The 22647-nt window shown below is 49.3% G+C and carries 21 protein-coding genes; 14 read left to right on the plus strand and 7 right to left on the minus strand.

Annotation, left to right across the window (positions count from 1 at the left end; genetic code table 11):
- The first annotated feature begins 71 nt into the window (after positions 1-71).
- Both MUN34_RS00470 and MUN34_RS00475 read left to right on the plus strand, forming a co-directional pair.
- Positions 72-887: a DUF6612 family protein gene (locus MUN34_RS00470; protein ID WP_247856574.1), complete on the plus strand. Its 816-nt coding sequence runs from the start codon at positions 72-74 to the stop codon at positions 885-887.
- Between the two features lie 196 nt (positions 888-1083).
- Positions 1084-2442, plus strand: a complete 1359-nt coding sequence (locus MUN34_RS00475) for an alanine/glycine:cation symporter family protein (RefSeq protein WP_247856575.1) — start codon at positions 1084-1086, stop codon at positions 2440-2442.
- A gap of 59 nt (positions 2443-2501) precedes the next feature.
- Here MUN34_RS00475 and treC read toward each other — a convergent pair whose 3' ends face one another.
- The 7 genes from treC to MUN34_RS00510 all read right to left on the minus strand — a co-directional run bounded on the left by treC (position 2502) and on the right by MUN34_RS00510 (position 11677).
- Positions 2502-4145, minus strand: coding sequence for an alpha,alpha-phosphotrehalase (gene treC, locus MUN34_RS00480; protein WP_247856576.1), 1644 nt, complete (start codon positions 4143-4145; stop codon positions 2502-2504).
- A gap of 26 nt (positions 4146-4171) precedes the next feature.
- Positions 4172-5611, minus strand: coding sequence for a PTS system trehalose-specific EIIBC component (treP, locus tag MUN34_RS00485; protein WP_247856577.1), 1440 nt, complete (start codon positions 5609-5611; stop codon positions 4172-4174).
- Positions 5612-5817: 206 nt separating this feature from the next.
- A complete protein-coding gene (locus tag MUN34_RS00490; RefSeq protein WP_247856578.1) occupies positions 5818-8604 on the minus strand; it encodes a sensor domain-containing protein in 2787 nt (928 codons plus the stop codon).
- 132 nt (positions 8605-8736) lie between these two features.
- Positions 8737-9447, minus strand: a complete 711-nt coding sequence (gene treR / locus MUN34_RS00495; protein ID WP_481804374.1) for a trehalose operon repressor — start codon at positions 9445-9447, stop codon at positions 8737-8739.
- A 46-nt stretch (positions 9448-9493) separates the two neighbouring features.
- The gene (locus tag MUN34_RS00500) at positions 9494-10456 is read right to left on the minus strand and encodes a hypothetical protein (RefSeq protein ID WP_247856580.1); all 963 of its coding nucleotides are present in this window, start codon (positions 10454-10456) and stop codon (positions 9494-9496) included.
- Positions 10449-11315, minus strand: a complete 867-nt coding sequence (locus tag MUN34_RS00505; protein ID WP_247856581.1) for an ABC transporter ATP-binding protein — start codon at positions 11313-11315, stop codon at positions 10449-10451. Before MUN34_RS00505 ends, MUN34_RS00500 begins: the two co-directional genes overlap by 8 nt.
- Entirely contained in the window at positions 11309-11677 is a 369-nt protein-coding gene (locus tag MUN34_RS00510; protein WP_026827333.1) for a GntR family transcriptional regulator, read from the minus strand. Before MUN34_RS00510 ends, MUN34_RS00505 begins: the two co-directional genes overlap by 7 nt.
- Positions 11678-11868: 191 nt before the next feature.
- On the opposite strand from MUN34_RS00510, the gene prfA reads away from it, so the two are divergent.
- From prfA to MUN34_RS00570, 12 genes are all read left to right on the plus strand, one after another.
- Positions 11869-12927 (plus strand): peptide chain release factor 1, encoded by a 1059-nt coding sequence (gene prfA, locus MUN34_RS00515; RefSeq protein WP_247856582.1) that lies wholly within the window; start codon positions 11869-11871, stop codon positions 12925-12927.
- Positions 12927-13775 (plus strand): peptide chain release factor N(5)-glutamine methyltransferase, encoded by an 849-nt coding sequence (prmC, locus tag MUN34_RS00520; protein WP_247856583.1) that lies wholly within the window; start codon positions 12927-12929, stop codon positions 13773-13775. The genes prfA and prmC overlap by 1 nt, the downstream gene beginning before the upstream one ends.
- Positions 13772-14770: an L-threonylcarbamoyladenylate synthase gene (locus MUN34_RS00525; protein WP_247856584.1), complete on the plus strand. Its 999-nt coding sequence runs from the start codon at positions 13772-13774 to the stop codon at positions 14768-14770. The genes prmC and MUN34_RS00525 overlap by 4 nt, the downstream gene beginning before the upstream one ends.
- Before the next feature lie 17 nt (positions 14771-14787).
- Complete coding sequence (locus tag MUN34_RS00530) at positions 14788-15306, plus strand: low molecular weight protein arginine phosphatase (protein WP_026827337.1); 519 nt, start codon at positions 14788-14790, stop codon at positions 15304-15306.
- Between the two features lie 2 nt (positions 15307-15308).
- Positions 15309-15749, plus strand: a complete 441-nt coding sequence (gene rpiB, locus MUN34_RS00535) for a ribose 5-phosphate isomerase B (protein WP_247856585.1) — start codon at positions 15309-15311, stop codon at positions 15747-15749.
- On the plus strand, positions 15750-16289 hold the full coding sequence (locus MUN34_RS00540) for a TIGR01440 family protein (RefSeq protein ID WP_012371558.1): 540 nt from the start codon (positions 15750-15752) through the stop codon (positions 16287-16289). It begins immediately after the preceding gene.
- A 110-nt stretch (positions 16290-16399) separates the two neighbouring features.
- On the plus strand, positions 16400-17659 hold the full coding sequence (locus MUN34_RS00545) for a serine hydroxymethyltransferase (protein WP_247856586.1): 1260 nt from the start codon (positions 16400-16402) through the stop codon (positions 17657-17659).
- 99 nt (positions 17660-17758) lie between these two features.
- Complete coding sequence (locus MUN34_RS00550) at positions 17759-18427, plus strand: response regulator transcription factor (protein WP_247856587.1); 669 nt, start codon at positions 17759-17761, stop codon at positions 18425-18427.
- Positions 18424-19794: a HAMP domain-containing sensor histidine kinase gene (locus MUN34_RS00555; RefSeq protein ID WP_026827341.1), complete on the plus strand. Its 1371-nt coding sequence runs from the start codon at positions 18424-18426 to the stop codon at positions 19792-19794. Before MUN34_RS00550 ends, MUN34_RS00555 begins: the two co-directional genes overlap by 4 nt.
- A 70-nt stretch (positions 19795-19864) precedes the next feature.
- On the plus strand, positions 19865-20896 hold the full coding sequence (locus tag MUN34_RS00560; protein WP_026827342.1) for an ABC transporter permease: 1032 nt from the start codon (positions 19865-19867) through the stop codon (positions 20894-20896).
- Positions 20893-21537 carry an ABC transporter ATP-binding protein gene (locus MUN34_RS00565; protein ID WP_026827343.1) on the plus strand — a complete coding sequence of 215 codons (645 nt, stop codon included), beginning with the start codon at positions 20893-20895 and terminating at the stop codon, positions 21535-21537. Before MUN34_RS00560 ends, MUN34_RS00565 begins: the two co-directional genes overlap by 4 nt.
- A 107-nt stretch (positions 21538-21644) precedes the next feature.
- Entirely contained in the window at positions 21645-22622 is a 978-nt protein-coding gene (locus MUN34_RS00570; RefSeq protein ID WP_247856588.1) for a hypothetical protein, read from the plus strand.
- Positions 22623-22647 lie beyond the last annotated feature (25 nt).

Consider the following 22647-nt stretch of genomic DNA (forward strand, 5'->3'; position numbering starts at 1 on the left):
AAGATAAGAAGTGGTTTTGAAACATTTTCCAGTGACAGATCGTAAAGAAAGATAATCTGTTTGAAGGAGGAATGACGGTGAAGAAGACAAGGTGGATGACGATCGGGCTCCTCACGGCAACGATTGGATTAGCAGGGTGTAATAACCAGACGATAGAAGATGGTCAAGGGGAAAACGGGTCGAAACAGCTCTCGAATACGGAGTTGCTGAAGAAAGCAACGGCTGCGCAAGAAGAAATCAAATCGTTTCATATGGAAGGTGACATGACATCGGACGCGGGAGAGATGTCGGTGAATCAAAAGGTGGCGGTCGATATTATTCAAAAACCGCTGACGATGCATCAAATCGTTAATATGAAAAATCCACAGGATGGAAAAGACATTCGGGTGGAGAACTATATCATTGATGATAAATTGTATATGTCGCAAAATAACCAATGGTTCGTCCAGGATATCTCGGAGCTTGGCGATATGATGGAAAGTATGAAGTCAAATGCTTCAACTGAACAAAATCTACAGTTGCTCAAGAAGTATAAAGACAACTGGACGGTTAAAAGAGAAGGGAACGTATATCAGATCGACGTCGATTTAAAAGGAGACAAGTTAAAAGCGTTCATGAAAGATTCTCTTGAACAAACCGGACAACTTGCTCCGATGAAAGATGTCATCGATCAAATCGATTATAAAAAGATGGAATACTCGATGACATATGACGCCAAAACGTATTACCCGAAAACACTGGATATGGAAATGGCGTTCGAAGTGGATGGACAATCGGAATTTACGATGAAAAACGAATCGACGTTCTCGAAATTTAATGAAATTCAGTCGATTGAATTGCCGGCGGAAGCAAAAGATGCCCAGGAATTACCGAGTGCAAATCAATAAGTATCGTAACAGATAAAAAGCAAACGTCTTTTGGGTTCTCCCCGAGAAGGCGTTTGTTGTGATGATTTAATCATTTCTAAACTATTAAAAAATATAAGTTGCGCAATCCTATGCATCTGAAATTAAGTGTTGACAATTATCTGTAAATTCTGAAAAAATAGAAAAGTACATACCGGATTGAAGGAGGGGAAACAGAATGGGTACATCGTTCAGTGATTGGATTGGCACGGTATCCGATTTCGTATGGGGACCGCCGTTGCTTATCTTTTTGGTCGGTACGGGGATTTACTTGACGATACGACTCGGATTCATTCAAATTACGAAGCTTCCGTACGCATTGAAACTGGCATTCACGAAACACCAGGACGATACGTCAGAAGGGGATATCAGTCATTTTCAGGCATTGATGACAGCACTTGCGGCGACGGTCGGTACAGGGAATATCGTCGGCGTCGCAACAGCAGTCGTCCTCGGGGGACCGGGTGCGATTGTCTGGATGTGGTTGTCCGGATTATTTGGAATGGCGACGAAGTATGCCGAGGCGATTCTCGCCGTCAAGTACCGTGTCGTCGATGAGAAAGGACAGATGGCCGGGGGGCCGATGTACTATCTCGAACGGGGGTTGAAACAAAAATGGTTGGGTGTGTTGTTTGCCGCTTTTGCTTCGATTGCCGCCTTTGGAATCGGAAACGGTGTTCAGACAAACTCTGTTGCGCTGGCGATGAAGTCAACGTTCGACGTGCCGTTGTATGTAACCGGAATCGTCTTGATGGTGGCGACGGGGGTCGTCATTCTCGGCGGGGTCAAATCAATCGGCAGAGTCGTCAGTTACTTTGTGCCGTTCATGATTTTCTTTTATGTCGGAAGCGGACTCCTCATCATGGTCATGAACTTTGATCTGATTCCGGGAGCACTCGCGACGATCTTCAGCAGTACGTTCTCGAACGAAGCGATTACGGGTGGTGCCATTGGTGCCGCAATTCGTTACGGGGTCGCCCGTGGGGTCTTTTCGAATGAAGCGGGTCTCGGTTCTGCACCGATTGCAGCAGCCGCTGCGAAGACGGATTTTCCGGGACGTCAGGCGCTCGTCTCGATGACACAGGTGTTTCTGGATACGCTTGTCGTCTGTTCGATGACCGGATTGACGCTTGTCATGGGTGGGCAACTCGATAAAAAGCTGGAAGGGGTCGAATTGACGACAGCCAGCTTTGAAGTCTTCCTTGGACCGGCCGGGAAGTACATCGTGACGATTGGTCTCGTCATGTTTGCCTTCTCAACGGTTCTCGGATGGTCCTATTACGGTGAAAAATCAATTTATTATCTGTTTGGTCAAAAGTCGATTTTACCGTACCGGATTCTGTTTGTGCTCGTCGCGGGACTGGGTGCGATGACGACGAACTTGAACATGGTCTGGGCAATCTCCGACGTCTTCAACGGACTGATGGCGATTCCGAACTTGATTGGTCTGATTGGTTTGTCCGGTGTCGTCATCGCAGAAACACGATTGTTCCGGGAACAGCTGAAACGGGAAGAAGCCGAACGACGAATTTCCTGAAATCACTGATGTTGCAAAAAATCCCGCATTCTCATATAGAGAGTGCGGGATTTCTTTGTTTAAGTCGTTTGATACAGCATGATGGATTCGTAAGGGCGTAATGTGATGTGCCCTGACGTCATTAAGACATCCGGATAGTTCTGAATCAACACCTGATGATCAAGCCACTCGTTCGGTAACGTGAACGAAATTGTCGTGCCGTAAAAGTTCGACAGAACGAGAACCTGTTCGTCGTCGTTCGTCCGTTCGTACGCCCAAAGCGAGAGATCGTCAGGTGTGAGAAGCCGGTAACTTCCGTTCGTCAAGACATCATACTGTTTGCGCAGATGAATCAGCTTCTTGTAATGATAGAAAACAGAGTCCGGGTCGGCGAGCGCCGCTTCGACATTGATTGAGGTATGGTTTTCAGGAACCGGAATCCACGGTGTTGCTGTCGAGAAACCGGCGTGCGGTGAAGCATCCCACTGCATCGGAGTCCGGGCATTATCGCGGGATTTCTGACGGACGGCTGCCAAAATGTCAGCTTCCGTTTGACCGAGCGCCATCTTTTCGGTGTAGGCATTCAGCGTCTCGACATCCCGGTAATCGGTCAGGTCCGTGAAGTCCGGATTCGGTGTTCCGATCTCTTCCCCTTGATAGATGTACGGTGTTCCTTGCAATCCATGTAATGTCGTCGCAAGCATCTTCGCACTTTCTACCCGGTAAACCGTATCGTCACCAAACCGGCTGACGACACGGGGTTGGTCATGGTTACACCAGAAAATCGCATTCCAGGCATTTCCCTGCATCCCGACCTGCCAGTCGGAGATAATCCGTTTCAGCTCCAGGAAATCGAACGGCGCCGCCGTCCATTTCTCTCCGTTCGGATAATCGACTTTTAGATGATGGAAGTTGAACGTCATCTTCAACTCCTGTTCATTTGTACTCGAGTAACGGAGGCAATGATCGAGTGTCGTCGACGACATTTCACCGACGGTCATCAAGTCGTGACCGGCAAAGACACGTTGGTTCATTTCCTGCAGGTAGTCATGGACACGTGGACCGTCCGTGTAGTGTTTCCGTCCGTCACCGGTCGGGTCATTCGCAAAGCTGTCATCTTTTGAAATCAAGTTGATGACATCGAGCCGGAAACCACGGACCCCTTTATCGCGCCAAAAGCACATCATCCGATAGACGGCTTCCCGAAGCGCCGGATTTTCCCAGTTGAGATCGGCCTGCGTCTCGTCGAACAGGTGCAGATAGTACTTACCGGCGATGTCGTCAAACGACCAGGCAGGACCTCCGAATTTCGATACCCAATCCGTTGGTTCGTCCCGCCAGATGAAGTAGTTGTGGTAGGGGCTGTCCGGATGTCGTCCCTGCTGAAACCAGTCATGGTCCGTCGAACAGTGATTGACGACGATATCCATCATGACGGATAACTGGCGTTTATCCGCTTCCGCAATCAATTCGTCAAAGTCTGCCATCGTGCCGTAGGACGGATCAATCGCGTAATAGTCACTGACGTCATAGCCGTTATCGCGTTGCGGGGACGCATAAACTGGTGTCAGCCAGAGGTAATCGACGCCGAGGTCAGCCAGGTAATCGAGTTTCGCCGTCACACCGCGGAGCGTACCGGTCGGTTTGCCTTCCGGACTGTAAAAACTTTTCGGATAGATTTGATAGACGGCGGATTTACGCCAGTCGGTTGTAATAAGGTTCATATCAGGTCACACCTTTCTAAAAACGGTTATGCGGCCTCTTTGAGTGCCGCTTTCCGGGCGCGTTTCGTTGAGACATAATGGAACAGGAACGTACAGACAATCGGAACGATAATTGCGATAACCATTCCGATGATGAACGACAGAATCGATCCCGGAACAATCGAGATGAATGCCGGAAGACCGCCGACACCAATCGCCGGTGCGAGCACACCGCTGACCGCGATGAAGGAAGACGCAATCGCAGATCCGACCAGTGCCGCGTAAAACGGATACTTGAACCGGAGATTGACGCCGAACATGGCGGGTTCGGTGATGCCGAAGTAAGCCGAGATGGCGGAAGTTGATGCCATGTTTTTATCATTGACGTTTTTCGCGAGGAACAGCATCGCAAGTGTCGCTGATCCTTGGGCGATGTTTGAAATCGCAATCATCGGCCAGATGAATGTCGTCCCGCTTTGTCCGATCAATTGTAAGTCGACAGCGATGAACATATGGTGCATCCCTGTGATGACAAGTGGGGCATAAAGGGCACCAAAAAGTAACGCGCCGAGTAAGGGAACGGCTTCAAACGTATTGACGACGCCGATTGTAATCCAGTCCCCGATTTGACGGGTGACCGGTCCGATGACGGCAAGTGCCAGAAAACCGGTTAAGGTAATCGTTGTAATCGGGACGACCAGCAACTGAATCGCATTCGGGACACGATCTTTGAGCCACCGTTCGATTGTACTTAAGACGTAAGCGGCCGCGAGGACCGGTAAAATCTGTCCCTGATAGCCGACTTTTTCAATTTCAAATAAGCCGAGGATATTGAATGTCGGAATATCCCCTTTTAGTGCACTTTGACCGTAATTCCAAGCATTCAGAAGATCCGGGTGCACGAGCATCAGACCCATGACGATTCCGAGGATTTCACTGCCACCAAAGCGTTTCGTGGCGGACCAGCCGACCAGTGCCGGCAGGAAGACGAAGGCCGTGTTAGCCATCATGTTGATCAAATCCCATAAGCCTTGCAGGTTCGGATACCGTTCGATCATCGTCTTGCCGCCAAACTCGATGCCGAACAGATTGTTGATTCCCATTAACAGTCCGGCGACGATAATGGCCGGGATGATTGGCATGAAGACATCGGAAAAGATTTTAATCAATTTTTGGAACGGATTCATCTTGGAGGCGCCGGACGATTTAACGTCGGCGATCGTCGTTGCTTGTAAGCCGGTCAATTGAATGAACTCGGCGTACACACGGTCGACGTCACCTGCGCCGATTACGATTTGATAGACACCCGCATTGAGGAAAGCTCCTTTGACGAGCGGGACTTCGAGCAATGCTTCCTGCTCAACCAGACTTTGATCTTTTAAGGTCAAGCGGAGGCGGGTGACACAATGGGCTGCCTGCTCAACGTTGTCTTTACCACCGATTCGTTCGATGATCTGTTCTGCAATTTGCCGGTAGTTGGGTTTCATCTCACATTCTCCTTTATGGATTAAACTGAGGACTCATTTGAAATGAAAACGTTTTCTTATATGCGCACACTCATCTTAACTTATCTATATAAGTTAAGTCAACAACTTATATAGATAAGTTTGAGGCCGCTCTAATTATAAAAAAAGACCAGCCCGGAAGCTGGTCTTCAAGAAGAACCGATTATGTTAGAATCCGACTTATTTTTTCAGGAAGATTGCAACGCCTCAAAGACGAGATGGGACTGCTTCACGTCCAAGTACTGGCATTCATATTCGATCAGACCATTATCCAGTTCAATCGCCTGGAGCGGTCGGACTGGAATCGACTGCTGATTCAAAATCAAGACGAGTTCGATCCCTTCATGAACAGGCAAATGCAGCGGTGAATAGAAGGAAACACCATGCATCGTTCCTTTGGAGACCGTGATGTTTGTTCGACCAACGTGGATATCCTGTCCATTTAGCCGTTGAATCGTAATCGAGGCATCAATCGTCCGTTTGCTGGTCGGAGCAGTCATCGCTTCCGTCGCGGCAATCTGTCGTTCTCGCATCGCGCGTTCAAAATGTACTTTTGGTAACGGTTTACTGAATAAGTACCCTTGGATGGTCGTACATTCCAGTCCTCTTAGGAAATGGAGTTGCCCCATCGTCTCGACACCTTCTGCGACGACACCCATGCCAAATTCCTTGGCCATGAAGAGGATACTCCGGACAACGGATTGTGTTTTTTTATCCTGGACCAATGTCGTCGCGAACTGCCGGTCAATCTTAATCGTATCAATCGGATACTGTTGTAGATAAGAAATCGAGGAATACCCCTTTCCGAAATCATCTAAGGCAATCTTGATCCCCATTTGACTCAGCATTTGAAGCGACTGTTGGATTTTACTGTTATCAAACAAGACATCGGTCTCGAGAATTTCGATTTCAAGCATGCTTGGGGAAACACCGAAGCGTTGGAGTGTCTCTTGGCAGGTCTCGGCAAAGTTTCCATGGATCAATCGTTTCGGAGAGACATTGATCGAAATCGGAACAATCGGTAAGTCGGCAAGAATCCATTGATTGATGTTCCGGCATGTTTCTTCGAGCACCCAGTCGGCAATCAGGATATGCATCTCACTTTCTTCAGACAAAGGGATGAAGTCGTTTGGCGGAATCCGTCCCCAGTCCGGATGCTGCCAACGAATCAGGGCTTCCGCTCCGACGATTGTTCCGGACCAGGCATTGACCTTTGGCTGGTATTCGAGAAACAGTTCGTTGCGTCGGATAGCGGTCCGAATACTTTTTTGAAGCTCATGGCGCCGGTATGTCTCGATATTGAAGGTCGACGAATAGACGCTGTAGTCATTGACACGGGCTCGTCCGAGAGCGATGCTCGCCGCCTTGACAAGTTCTTCCGCCGAATCGGCATCTTCCGGGAACCGGCTTACACCGATTCCGATGGCCGGATACCATTCGTAAGAATCGATGACGATTTTTTGTTTGGATAGCTCAAGCAATTGTTCGCAGATTTTGTTGATCGAACATTCCGAGACGACGTTCGGGAACAGGACGATGTATTCGTCACCGTACAGATGACCGAAGTAAGAAGCGCCTGGAAGTTGGTGTAAGAGTTGGGTCGCCGTTTTCGACAGCCATTTATCGCCGATCGCATAACCGAAATCATGATTGATGTCCTGGAGCGTATTGTAACTTACCGTCAGGACACTGAACGTCGGATACGTCTTGATCCATTGCGCGATTTTCTCGAGGACGAGCGTCCGGTTCGGCAGACCGGTCACGCGGTCATGCATGGCCAGCTGAAAGATTTTCTCTTCCTGCTGTTTTAACTGGGTGATGTCTTGAATGACACTTTGAAAGGCGGAGACGATACCGTCTGTGTTGCAGATCGGCGTCCGGTTTTCTAATACCCAATACAATATTCCGTCGTGTTGGATCCGGTATGAAAGTTCGATTTCATGGTTGGCGAGGATACGCTGGTGACTCGCTTCAACTTTCGAACGGTCTTCTTCCAAAATCAAATCCGTTTCCCAGATTCCTTCCGTGGCTTCATAGTGGTGAAGGATGCCGGAAAAAATCTTCTCAAAGCCGCGTGTATGGAAAATGATTGTCTTTTCCGTAAAATCGTAACGGTAGATGGCACTGGTCGAGACTTGTTGGAACGTCAGTAACTTTTCCTTTTCATCATGAAGTTGTTTATCCAGCGACTTATGTTCGGACAAGTTATAGATGACGCATGTCAGCTCCGCCTGTTCGTTCGCACCGGTCCGGCGGAAGGCGCACCGACAAAAGACATCCTGAAATCCGTGTTGCGCATGGATGACACGGGTTTCGATATCGAGCGAAGGAATAAGACGGTTGGCTTTCAGCAAATCGAGAAATTCCCGGAATTCCTGCTGATGTGCAGGATCGATCCGTTGAAACAGTTCCTGTTTGGACAACGTCTTAATCTGGTCCGGTGAAACACTAAACAGTTCGGCGAACGAATCGGACGCACGTAACAAACAGCCGTCTTCATTAAAAGCGGCAATGGCGATACCGGGAAGCGTTTCGACCAATTGTTGATCGAACTGAATCGCATCCATCTGTTGTTTTATGACGCGGCTTGTCGTCAAGTCACGAATGATTCCATAGGCCCCGACAATCAAGTCGTTTGAAAAAATCGGGATGTTGACGATTTGCATCTCAAGATACTGTCCGTTCGCGTGACGGACACGTATGGTATAGGTTTGGCTGCTCCCGGACATGACTTTCTGGAACTGTTGAAGTGTTGGCCCTTGATCCTCCGGATGAATGAAAAAACTGAAATGATTCATTAAATCACGTCTGGTATAACCGAGCAGGGAAGAGGTTTTATCATTTAGACGTGTAACGCGTCCTAATATGTCGAGTGTATAAATCGCATCCGGATGGTTTTCCATGAAATGTTCATCAATGGTGGATACGTCCTGACTACGTTTTAGTAGGGTCTGTAATCCTTTCTTAAATGGCAATGGCAAAACCTCCAGTTAAAAAATATAAAAAGAAACCTAAAATTTGGTTTACATTTTTATAATATAACATTCAAATGGAAGAATGAACGATTCCTGAAAAAAAAACAAAAAAGGACTCTGAGTTTAGAGTCCTTAGCGTCGAGCAATATCCGTAAACTGAAACTTATCGAGCCGGTGCCGCGACTGCGTCCGTTCAAAATGCTGTCCTTCGTAATAATACGTATCATTCGTGATGACGATGACATGAGAGGTGCCTTCTAAATCCAGGTGCTGTTGATCTTCTGCCGTCGCGGGTTGCGCCTCGATTTTTCGTTTGGCATAACTGATCTGCCGTCCGAGTGTCTGTTCGATGTACGCATAGATCGACGCGCCGGCAATTTCTCTCGTTAAACCGGGGACGAGGGACGTCACGAACAGGTTGATATCAAAGATGACCCGTTCGCCGTCAATCGACCGGACGCGTTTGACCCGTGTGAGTGACGTACCGGGTGTGACATGGAACAAGTGAGCAAGTTCCTCGGTCGCTTCAATCAGCTCACAGGAGATGACATCGGTTTGGACGTCATGTTCGCCCATTTGCCGGTGGGCTTCAGAAAAGCTGACGATACCGTTGAATTGAAAGGCAATCGCATCCTGACTGAGTACGAAAACACCTTTTCCCTGGTGTTTGCGGACGAAGCCCTTGTCCTGTAACGCATCGATTGCTTTGCGGACCGTTCCGCGACTGGCCCCGAACTCCTGCATTAATTCCGTTTCGGAAGGGAGTTTGGTTTCGGCCGGTAACGTTCCGTCCTGAATGTGGTCGACCAATTGTTGATAAATCTGAAGATATTTTGGCATGATCGTTTCCGTCCTTTATCCAAAGTGTTGGGGATAGTGTAGCACGGAATCAACGTTTCCACCCAATCATCCGGCGATACGAACTGAAAGCAGGCCAAGCGAGAATCGCAACGGCGAGCCAGTATAAAAATTGATTTTCAGACGAAATCACGCCGATGACGGCAGCCAGTAAAATGGTGGTATAGACAGAGAAGACGATGATTAACAGCGGATGAACTTTCGGAAAAACCGTAAAACGGCCGAGCCGTTCATTTTCGCTTCGGACATAAAGCAGGCTACCGCAACTGATTAAGATGACAAGCAACACCAGATTGAACACGAGAGCGCTGATTAACTGTTCGCCTTGGAACAATAAGGTGAACGAGGAAGCCGTCGTCGTCAGGAAATCGAACGACGAATCCGTCTCTTCGGCCAGACCAAATCCGAGCGTCGTGATGGCGACGATTGCAAAAAAGGTCAGATAGTTTAAGAACAGGAAGAACAGTCCGAGTAACAATTGACCAATGACGTCACCGGCAATCGTTCCCGTGAGCAAAAAGATACTGAAGACGACGAGATCGAAGACGAAATAAGAGACAAAATCGAGTGCCAGATCAGAAGGGCTGACATAATCGAAAGGATTGATGCCACCGATTCCTTGTAAGATCAGCCAGCTGACGAAGAAACCGATGATTGGCAGAATCAGCAAGATTGCGACACCAAGACCCCACTTGATCCAGTAAAGCGTTTTTTTATTGACCGGCAAAGCATGGAGCATTAAACTCCGACCGCTCCCCCGCTCTTTTCCGAGGATTAAAATCGCGAAGACAGCCATCAAAATCGCACCGAATCCGGCAAAACTCGGACTGACGAGGACAGACTGGATGATTTCGGTTTCTGCGCCGCCGTATGTACCGAAGTTGTCGATGACCGTATAACTGCCGAACCCATAACTGAAGACGGCGAGCAGGAAAAGGGATGCGAGTGGCCAGATGCCTTGCTTGATATGATAACGGATCAGTTGTTTATACATGTTGATCGCCTCCGAACGTTCCTAAAAAGTAATCTTCGAGTTGGACAGGTAATGCATCTTTCAGTAACGGATCCGTCTTGTCGACGTAAGCAGCACCAGCTTCCGAGCGGACGATCAGCGTCACGACCCGACCGGTCTGCGATAAGACGTGGACGTCATGATGTTGGAAATCCGGGACTGTCTCGTAGGCGAGCTGCCATTTTTGCATGCTGGATTTTGCATCTTCGAGTGTTTGCGGTTCTTTGACGAGATGTTGTTCGATCGTCATGATCCGGTCGGCCAGTGAATCAAGTTCTTCTAATTGATGAGACGCAATCAAGACAGCGGTTTGACGTTCAGCAAGCAGCGTCACGAGTTGTTTTAAGTAATTTCGTTTGTTGATCCGGTCGAGTCCGTCCGTCGGTTCATCGAGTAACAGGACCGGTGCATTCGTCGCGAAAGCCAGTTGCAGTAAAAACAGCTGGGCCTGACCTTTCGAGAGCGATGTGACGCGGCGTCCACGATCAAGATTCAACGAACGGCAATAGTTTTCAATGAAAGTCCGCTCAAAATTCGGATAAAACGCATTGTAAAAGCCGATTAATTCCCCCAGTGTCATCTGGCGATAGACGCCGACGGAATCCGGAACTAAAAACAGATGCTGCCGGGCTGATGGAACGTGATGGATTGATTGTTGGTTCCATTCGACTTTTCCGCGGGACGGTTCCAGTGCTCCGACGAGTGTCTTCAGTAACGTCGTCTTACCGGCGCCGTTTCGTCCGATCAGTGCTGTAATCGTCCCGGCAGGTAACGTGAATGAGGCGTTTTCGTAAATCATTTTGGAATCAATCTGTTTGGTCAGGTGAGACACGGTCAACATGATGAATCCTCCCTTGTATGGATAAGTAGTTGATAAAGATCTGCGTTGGATATCGATAATTCATCGGCTACGGCGCAAAGTGTCTGCACATGCGGTTGAATCGCAGCCTGTTTGACCTGTTCGATCGGTAAATCCGAAATAAAGGAACCTTTGCCGCGCATCGTGACGATGAAATTACGGCTCTCGAGTTCCTGATAGGCACGGGAAACGGTATTCGGATTGACGAGTAACGTGCTCGCCAGTTCGCGGACGGACGGCATCTGTTCGCCGGACCGGAGCAGTCCGCGGGCAATCGCACGGATGATTTGGGCGACCAGTTGCTCGTAGATCGGCAACGAACTTTTAGGATCAACCGTAAACATTCGATTACCTCCTTAAGTGTATTAATTCAATTAGTACACTAATTATAGGAAATTCCATCCAGGACGTCAAGTGGACGAAAAAGGAGTGAGCGGAAACATTTTTAAAAGGAAGAAATGTTTCTACGACGTAACGTGACTTTAAATATTTGCTATACTGACGACAGAAGAATCATCAGGAAGGATGACCGAAAATGTTAGAGCGATTAAGTGCCTTGGAAGACCGTTATGAAAAATTAAATGACCTGTTGGCGGACCCCGCCATCATCAAAGATACGAATCAATTGCGTGAGGTGTCGAAGGAACAGTCGCAACTCGCACCGACCGTCGAAGTCTACCGCGTCTACCGCGATAAGATGGAAGCCTACAAGGAGGCACGTCATATGTTGACGGACCCGGAGATGCGCGATCTCGCAAAAGAGGAAGTCGCCGTACTTGAGCCGGAAATCAAGGAACTCGAGACGAAGCTGAAAGCTCTTCTCCTGCCGAAAGATCCGAACGACGATAAAAACGTCATCGTCGAAATCCGCGGTGCGGCAGGCGGCGATGAAGCGGCGTTATTTGCAGGTGACCTCTTTAAGATGTATTCGAAGTTCGCCGAAAAACAGAACTGGAAGATTGAAATCATCGATGCCAGTTATACGGAGCTTGGCGGATACAAGGAAATCATCTTCATCGTCAAAGGCAGCGGGGCGTATTCGAAATTAAAATACGAAAACGGTGCCCACCGTGTCCAGCGTGTCCCGTCGACAGAGTCAGGCGGACGGATTCATACATCGACCGCAACGGTTGCTGTCTTACCGGAAGCAGAAGATGTCGAAGTCGAGATTCACGACAAAGATGTCCGCGTCGATACGTTCACGTCGAGCGGTCCGGGCGGCCAGTCAGTCAACACGACCCAGTCGGCAGTCCGGGTCACGCACGTACCGACGGGCATCGTCGCCAGCTGTCAGGATGAAAAGTCACAGATTAAAAATAAAGAAAAAGCGATGAAGGTTCTTCGGGCACGTGTTTACGACAAGATTCAACGCGAGCAGCAGGCCGAGTATGATGAAAAACGGAAATCGGCGGTCGGGACGGGTGACCGGTCAGAACGGATCCGGACGTATAATTTCGCCCAAAACCGTGTCACCGATCACCGGATTGGTTTGACGATTCAAAAACTTGACCGGATTCTCCAAGGTGAGATGGATGAAGTCATCGATACGCTTGTCATGGAGTATCAGGCCCGGGCATCGGAGGCGGCGAACTGATGCGAATCGCAAAACGTCTGAATCAGGCACAAACGATGCTCGTGACGGCAGGACGCGAGGCCTCGAGTGCCGAATGGTTACTTATGCACGTTTTACAGGTCGACCGGACCGGATTGTTGATCCGCTTGTCGGACGAACTCGAACCGGAACAGGACCTGTTGTTCAGTGAATATTTATTGGCGCATTTAAATGGTGTTCCAGTGCAACATTTGATCGGCTACCAGCCGTTTTATGGACGGGATTTCCGTGTTTCCCCGGCCGTGCTCATTCCACGACCGGAGACGGAGGAATTGATTGAATTCGTGACGGGACGCCTGCAGGGCGAAACGTTCCAACCGGGTGAAATCGTTGATATCGGGACCGGCAGCGGAGCGATTTGTCTGACGCTTGCGCTTGAACTCGGGCAACCGGTCACGACAGTCGATATTTCGGCGGAGGCGATTGCGGTCGCCAAAGAAAACCAACAGACGCTTGGAGGAGAGGTCACCTTTTTGGAAGGTGATTTGCTGGCACCGCTTGCTGATGATTCCGTTCGGGTGTTAGTCTCGAATCCACCTTATATTGAAGAAGATGAATTACTCAGTGACGTCGTATTTGACCACGAACCCCACCTCGCCTTGTTTGGCGGGAAAGATGGACTCGTGTTCTACCGCCGTCTGATTGAAGACAGCGCGCGTGTCTTACGCGATGATTTTCGGTTGATTGCGTTTGAAATCGGACACAATCAAGGCGATGAAGTGCAAATGATGTTAAAAAAACGTTATCCAACTGTAGAAACGGGTATTTTAAAAGATATAAACGGTAAAGACCGTATCGTGTATGCGGAACGAAAGGATTGTCCAGAGTGAAGACGGAAATGATTCAGCAGGAGACATTAAATGAAGCGGTACGACTATTACAGGAAGGTGAAGTCGTCGCGATTCCAACAGAGACCGTTTATGGTCTCGCAGGGGATGCGATGAGCGAAACGGCCGTTCGGCGAATTTTCGCCGCGAAGGGTCGACCTTCCGACAATCCGTTGATTGTCCATGTCGCATCCGTCGAACAGGCAAAGCAGTTCGTCACTCATATTCCGGATGTCGCGGCGCAATTGATGGATACGTTTTGGCCGGGTGCCTTAACGATCATTTTAGAATCAAACGGACGTGCATCCTCACTCGTCACCGCAGGACTGGATACGATCGGATTACGGATGCCGGACCATCCGCTGGCGCTTCAGTTGATCGAAGCGACCGGGCTGGGTCTTGCTGCACCAAGTGCCAACCGTTCCGGAAAACCCTCACCGACGTCATCTGCGCACGTCGCACATGACCTCTCGGGCCGCATCGCCGCAATCGTCGATGGCGGGGAGACCGGAATCGGTGTCGAATCGACGGTCATCGACTGTACCGTGAATCCACCGGTGATTTTACGACCGGGTGGCGTGACGCGGGAACAGATCGAATCGATCATCGGGGACACGGCACTTGATCCTGCCTTATCGATGAAGGACCAGACACCGAAGGCACCAGGTATGAAGTACACGCACTATGCACCGGAAGCCACTTTATCCGTTGTAGCGGGTGACCTCTCATTCCTGCAACAACTCATCGATGAAGCACGCCAAACTGGACAAAAGACAGGCGTCATTCTTTTTGACGGAGAAGACATCGAAGCCGATGTCCGTTGTTTCCTCGGAACGACGATGGAAACAGCTGCGCAACGTCTTTACGATTGTTTACGGCGATTTGATCAGACGACAGTAGATCAGATTTTTGTACGGGACCTATCAGAAGAAGGGGTTGGGCTAGCAGTCCGAAATCGGCTCCACAAGGCAGCAGGTGGTCGGATCATTCGCCCGTAAAGAAGGAGGATACTGAGATGAGCACACGTCGTGTATTGTTTATCTGTACAGGAAACACATGCCGCAGCCCGATGGCGATGGCATTATTACGCTCAAAAGTGGCCGATCAAGAATTTGATGTCCGTTCCGCCGGTCTGCGTTCGATGCAAGGGTTCGATGCTTCTGAAAACGCATTGCAGGTCTTACGTGAGCGCGGCATTGAACTTGAACATTATACGCAAGTATTTGACGACGTTCTCGGGCGTTGGTCGGATATCATCTTGACGATGACACGCAGCCATAAACAAGAAGTCGGCGAACGGTACCCGGAACTGAAAGACCGGACGTTTACGCTGTATGAGTATGTGACCGGTCTTGAACGGGACATCAATGATCCGTACGGCGGATCGATGAACGTCTATCGCCAGGTCCGAAATGAACTCGAACCCCTCGTCAACCGTCTTGTGTTAAAATTGACACAGAACGGAAACGGAAGAAAAGCACCGGACAACCGGAAACTTCCGAAAAAACAACCTAAACAAACGGGGGAATCGTAACAATGAAAGTAGCAATTGGAGCAGACCACGGTGGTTTTAAGTTAAAAGCAGAACTGACTGAACTCTTACAGGAGCTCGGAATGGATTATACGGACTTCGGCACATATTCAGCTGAATCCATCGATTATCCGGACGTCGCGATTCCGGTCGCGGAAGCAGTCGCGAACGGTGAATTCGACCGCGGGATTTTACTTTGCGGGACCGGCATCGGGATCGGCATCGCTGCGAACAAAGTCAAAGGTATCCGCGCGGCACTCGTCCATGATACGTTCAGTGCCAAAGCGACGCGTCAGCATAATAACTCGAATATCTTGACGATGGGCGAACGTGTCATCGGGCCAGGTCTTGCGCGTGACATCGCGAAAATCTGGCTTGAGACGGAATTCGAAGGCGGACGTCACGAAAACCGTGTCTGCAAAATCTCGGATTATGAGGTGAAGTAAATGGATTTGGAACAAATCAAACAAGATCTCGAAGCGTCGTTGACGGAACTGAATGAACGCTTCCCGTTAAAAGGGAAGCTGCTCGTCATCGGTTGTTCAACGAGTGAAGTCATCGGTAAACAAATCGGTAAAGCGGGTTCGCCCGAAGTCGCAGAAGCGTTATTTGATGTCTTTGATACGTTCCGCCGTTCGCACCAAGTCGATCTTGCGTTTCAAGGCTGTGAGCACATCAACCGTGCTTTGACGCTGGAACGGCAAATCGTCGAACGTCTCGGACTCGAAGCCGTGACGGTCGTTCCGGTTCCGGAAGCGGGCGGTTCGATGGCGAGTGTTGCCTATCAACGTTTTTCGGCACCGGTCGTCGTTGAAGCGATTCAGGCCGATGCCGGGATTGATATCGGAGACACGTTCATCGGGATGCACTTGAAACATGTGGCGATTCCGGTTCGTCTGCCGCACCGCGAAATCGGTGAGGCACATGTGACGGCAGCCGTCACGCGACCAAAACTAATTGGTGGCGCACGTGCTAAATACGAATGATTTGCGCAAGGGGTTGCATTCCCCTTGCTTTTTTAATGTGTTTTTAGAGGGTGCCCGTTATCGATTATTCGTGTTAAGATAGGTCTATCGAAATGAATGGGGGAATTCAGATGGAACAAACACCACTAACGTATCTGAAACAGCAAGATGAGGAACTCTTTTCGGCTATGCGCAAGGAACTAGGACGTCAACGCGATAATATCGAGTTGATTGCGTCAGAAAACTTTGTCTCACAAGCGGTCATGGAAGCTCAAGGCAGCGTGCTGACGAACAAATACGCAGAAGGTTACCCGGGTCGTCGTTATTACGGCGGTTGTGAGTTCGTCGATTTAGCGGAAAACTTGGCACGTGATCGTGCGAAGGTCATCTTTGGAGCAGAACACGTCAATGTTCAGCCGCACTCAGGTGCTCAAGCCAACATGGCCGTCTACTTCACGATTCTCGATCAAGGCGACACGGTCCTCGGGATGAACCTCTCCCATGGTGGTCACCTGACACACGGCAGTCCTGTGAATTTCTCCGGTGTTCAATACAACTTCGTCGAGTACGGCGTCGATCCAAAAACAGAGATGATCGATTACGATGTCGTCGCGAAGCTTGCAGAAGAACATAAACCAAAACTGATCGTTGCGGGAGCATCGGCTTATCCGCGCGTGATTGACTTCAAACGATTCCGTGAAATTGCGGACAGTGTCGGTGCCTACCTGATGGTCGATATGGCGCACATCGCGGGACTCGTTGCCGCCGGTCTTCATCCGAATCCGGTCGAACATGCGCACTTCGTTACGACGACGACGCACAAGACGCTTCGTGGACCACGAGGCGGGATGATTCTGTGTAAGGAAGAACATGCCAAAGCAATCGATAAATCGATTTTCCCGGGAATCCAAGGCGGACCGCTCATGCACGTCATCGCAGCGAAAGCCGTTGCGTTTGCGGAAGCATTAGCACCTGACTTCAAGGATTACATCGGGCAAGTCGTCGCCAACGCAAAAGTCCTTGGCGAAGAGTTGACAGCACGTGGACTGCGGATCGTCTCTGGCGGTACGGACAACCACCTGCTTCTCGTCGATCTCCAACCACTTGGGATCACAGGGAAACTGGCAGAGCATGCCCTGGACGAAGCAGGCATCACGGTCAACAAAAATACGATTCCGTTTGATCCGGCGAGTCCGTTCGTCACGAGCGGTATCCGGATCGGAACGGCAGCGATGACATCACGCGGATTCAAGGAAGCCGAGATGAAACAAATCGCAGAACTGATTGAACTCGTTCTGAAAAATCCAGAAGATCCAGAAACACTGACAAGCGCCCACAAGCAAGTCTTGGCCTTGACAGGTCGTTTCCCGCTTTACCCGGAACGCGGTTAAGTTTCGGACGCATCAGGACCACCTCTACCTTTTCGATTGATGAGAAGTGCGGGGTGGTTTTTCTGATGACATCAACCGAACGGGAAAGGAGTGAGCACAGTGGAGATTTTAGTAGTAGAGGACGATTTGAACATCCAGCGGCTTGTCCGCGAGACACTCGAAGCAGACGGACACCGTGTGCTGGCGACTGCGGATGGCAACGAAGCGGCACGTTGGATTGACGGGCAAGTATTTGAAGCCGCAGTGCTCGATGTGATGGTCCCGGGACGAAGTGGCTTTGAATTATGCGCCCTGTTGCGGGCGAATCAGGAAATTCCGATTTTGATGCTGACGGCACTCGGCGAGCTGACCGATAAACGCGATGGTTTTACTGCGGGAGCGGATGATTACATCACGAAACCGTTTGATCCGGAAGAATTGGTATTTCGTCTTCATGCGGTCGCGCGGCGTTATCAAAAAGCGGTCGTGCCGGTCATACGGTTTGGTGACCTCACGATCGATAAACGGAGTCAACAACTGACGATCGGGACGACCTGCTTAACGATTCCCCGGCGTGAGTTTGATTTGTTGCACCAGTTAGCCAGTTTTCCGGGACGGGTCTTCAGTCGGGAAGAATTAATCGAACACGTCTGGGGACTTGATTTCATGGGGGACGATCGAACGATTGACGTCCACATCAAACGACTGCGCCGTCGCCTGGAAGGAACGGACGCAATCGAGATCCAGACCGTCCGTGGACTCGGCTACCGATTGGAGACCCCGTCATGAAATCGTTATATACGAAGATTGTTGGTCTCGTTTGCCTCGTCTTGCTGGGATCGGCCTTGATCGCCTTATTAATCAGTAATGTGTTGTATTACACCGTCTTACAAGCTTCTTATAGTAAAAAGGTCGAAGAGGCGGTTCAGACGTCGTTTGCCTATTATGAACAACATGGTGACCAACAGATTGACTCGTTTTACGAAATGCTCAGTGCGACCGGCTTTCAAATATATGTCGTCCCGGAAGTAGGGCAGGTGAAGCGGTACGGCAATCCGTTCCGTGATGAAACGTTGGCGCTTGATGTCATTCAATCTGTGCAGGACGGGCAAGTCTACCAAGGGATGCGGGATTATCCGTTTCATTTATTTTTACTTGGTCTATTTGATAATGAAGTCATCAATACGTACGGCGCGTCCCTCAAAACAGATACGGGAACGGACGCCGTCTTCATCCGACCGGATTTAAGCCGGCAGATTCGGGAGTTGCATTTGTTCGTCGGTGCCTTTCTCGCGTTACTCGTCCTGATCAGTTTTCTGCTGCTTGTCTTTTCGATCCGTTACCTCGTCCGTCCGATTAAACGGTTGACGAAAGCGACGGAGCAGATGACGGCGGGAGATTATTCAGTCACAGTCGCGACGACCGGTCAGGATGAAATCGGGGAACTGTCGCGTCGGTTTGACGAGATGGCGCAAGCCGTCGCGAAATCAGACGCGGAACGAAAAACGTTTGTCGCGAATGTCTCACACGAGTTCCAATCCCCGCTGACGACGATTAAAGGCTATGCCGGACAACTCGAACAGACAGCGAAACCGGAAGACCAGGCGAAGCTTGTGACGATTGAACAGGAGGCAACACGGATGGCGGAACTGACACGGCAATTGTTGGTGCTCGCCCGACTCGACGAAGGACGACAGATGACACGGCAACCGATTGAGCTTGGTCAGGCGATTCAGGCGACATTGCAGACACTCAGCTATCAACTGGATGAGCAGGGGATTGCCGTCGCCCTGACCGTGCCGCACAAAACGATGATTTTCGCAAACGAGATGGCGCTGGAACAGATTTTCCACAACCTCATCCGGAATGCGCTTCATGTCTCGACAGACGGACAGTTAATTTCGATCCAAGCCGAGATGAATGAAAAGACAGTCACGGTGCGGATCAGTGACGAAGGACCAGGGATGACGGATGAGATGATCGAACATGCCTTCGAACGCTTTTATCAAGGCGATGCGTCACGGGGGACGAGCGGGACGGGTCTCGGGCTCGCAATCGTTCAGGAAATGATGCATCAACTCGGTGGGACGGTCCGGATCGAGTCCCAACTCGGGCTCGGGACGACGTTTATTTTGAATTTTCCACAAGCCGATTAACGTGTTCATGTTCCGTTCATCTTCAGCCTCTAAGATAAGACTTGTAATGAACAAGCAGGAGGGATAAAGCATGAAGATGGGGTGGCGTGAATTAATTCGGATGAAACAACGATTCACCTTGATGGCAATCGTGACGACCTTGATCGTCTTATTGATTTTAATGATTTCCGGTCTTGCGGACGGACTGGCATATGACAATGGAGCCGTCGTCCGGAACTTACCGGTCGAACAGATGGCGCTCAGCCAAGACGCCGAAGGACAACTGACACGATCGTTCTTAGATCAAGCCGATCAGCCGTCCGGGACGGAAGCGTTAGGGGTCCAAAGTATGGTCCTTGAGAAAAAGAATGGCACAAAAGATGATGTGACGGTTTTTGCCTCTCCAGCCGATACGACATATGGACCAAGCCAATTGTCGGAATTGAAGACGGGGCAAGTCTTGGTCGATACGGAGTATGCAAAACAAAGCGGAACAAAAGTCGGTGATACGATCACGGATTTCCGGACAAAGACGACGTTTGAAATCGTCGGGACGGTCAGCGATGGACGGTATAGCCATGCACCGGTTCTTTGGACGACACTAAATACGTGGAACACGTGGCAGGACAAGATGAAGACGAATTATGTGTCAGCGTTCCTCAGTCAGGATCCGATCAAGACGGATCTTGCGACGTATACGAAAAAACAAATCGTCGAACAAGTACCGGGTTATTCAGCAGAACAAAACTCATTCCAAATGATGCGAATTGCGCTCGTCTTGATTGGTTCCTTGATTTTGACCGCCTTCTTCTACATCTTGACGATGCAGAAGATGAAACAGCTTGGCATCTTAAAAGCGATTGGAATCCGGACACGAACGATCGGGCAAGGACTTGTCTTACAAGTATTCCTCTTGACGGTAGTCTCGTTTTTGATCAGTTTACTTTTGACATGGACGATTGGTCAGCTCTTACCGGGCAGCCTACCGTTCAGATTTGAATGGATGACGAGTTTCGGATATGGTGGGTTGATTGTGTTGACGGCGATGCTTGGGAGTCTGATTCCGTTGCGCGCCTTGAAAAAACTGGAGCCGGCTGATGCGATGGGAGGAATGACAGGATGATTAAGATGACACAGGTCGAACAAACATATGGAGCGATGAAGGTCTTGCAGGATGTTTCATTTGAAGCTGATACAGGTGAGCTGATTGCCCTCGTCGGACCGAGTGGGAGTGGAAAAAGTACGTTACTTCAATTGCTTGGTCTACTGCAGACGCCTTCAAGTGGTGTGATTCAGTTCGATGGAAGTCCGCTCAGTGATACATCGGACGAAGGACGACGTCAGATGCGACTCGAAGAAATCGGCTTCATCTTCCAAGAGTCACACCTCGTTCCGTTTTTGACGGCAGCGGAACAACTGGAGCTCGTGGCGGAAGAAGCAGGACGAACAATTGATGCTGCTGCCCAGTTGGAGGTCTTCGGCTTGCGTGACAGACGAGATCACTTACCGCACGCCTTATCGGGTGGGGAACGGCAACGGGTGGCAATTGCCCGCGCCCTCGTCAACGATCCGCGTCTCGTCTTAGCGGATGAACCGACGGCGAGCCTTGATTATACGAACGCGCAACAAGTAATGGAACTGTTACGCAAGCAAGCACATGAGTACGGGAAGACCGTCATCGTCATCACCCATGATGAACGGATGTTATCCTATTGTGACCGCGTATTACGGATGGAAGATGGTCAGATTCAAGAAATCAATTAAAAGAGGATACTGCTTCGACTTTTGTTTTCGCACCAAAAAATAAAAGTCGAAGCAGTATTTTTGATATACTGAACTGAACACGAATAATCTAAGGGTGGATTTAAACGATGGACTTATCTAAATTCATACAGTCAGAATTGGAAACGATTAATACGGCACAGATTACGAAATGGTTGGAAGATAAAAGTTTATCCAAACGTGACTATAAACGATTGGTTGAAGATTTTAAAGCGATTGTCATCATGGAACAAGCGGGGTTTTATGAACAAGCCGATGCACGCTTCAGGCAGTGGAAACTTTTACCGTTACCGGCAGAAATTTACCGTTATCGATTGGCGATTGCAGGGAAAATCGGTGGGAAACGATTGGCCCGAAAACGTTTTTTAGCATATCCTTCTGCTGTACAGAACCATTCGCAACTGAAGTCGTGGAAAAAAAATCTTCAGAGCAATCCGTTATGGTTAGGTGGAATCGTCGTAGCTGGTCTATTGGCCGTCGGAATCACTCAGATTGATTTTTCCGAGGAAGCTCCGCCTAAAAAAGCTTCCGAGCAAACGAACGTTGAACAAAAACTTGCGTCTTTAGAAAAAGAAGTCGAACAGCTTAAGCAAAAAAATGAGAAGATGACGGCATCTGAAGAAAAAAAGAATACGACGAAAAAGCCGAAAGCGGATCAATCGAAAGAAACGGAACAAACAGAGTTGCAATCGTCAAAGAAGGAACCGGCACAAGCACTTCAAGAGGCAGTTTCTTCCGTTCAGTCTAAAGAGTATAAAACGGCGAACCAATTGTTGACGGGAAATGTTCTGACGAACAAAGAAACAGCCGGTATGGCACGTTTCTATAAATTGATTGCCGCCGGAAAGCTGAAAGAAACCAAACAAAGTGACTACATTGCGTATCGAAATGATTTCCCGGAATCCGGTTACATGAGTGATGTCTTATGGATGCAGGCGGTTTACGAACAAAAAAATAAAGTCGGCAATTACAAAACGACATTACAGGAATTAGCGAAACAACCGGATAACGAATGGTCATATGCTGCGAAGGCAATTCTTCAAGGTAAGAGTACACTGGGAGATTGATTCGAAGAAAACAGTTCCCAAGCAG

Origin of the sequence: Exiguobacterium sp. 17-1 (genome assembly GCF_023096305.1) — a bacterium.
GTDB classification, from domain to species: domain Bacteria; phylum Bacillota; class Bacilli; order Exiguobacteriales; family Exiguobacteriaceae; genus Exiguobacterium_A; species Exiguobacterium_A sibiricum_A.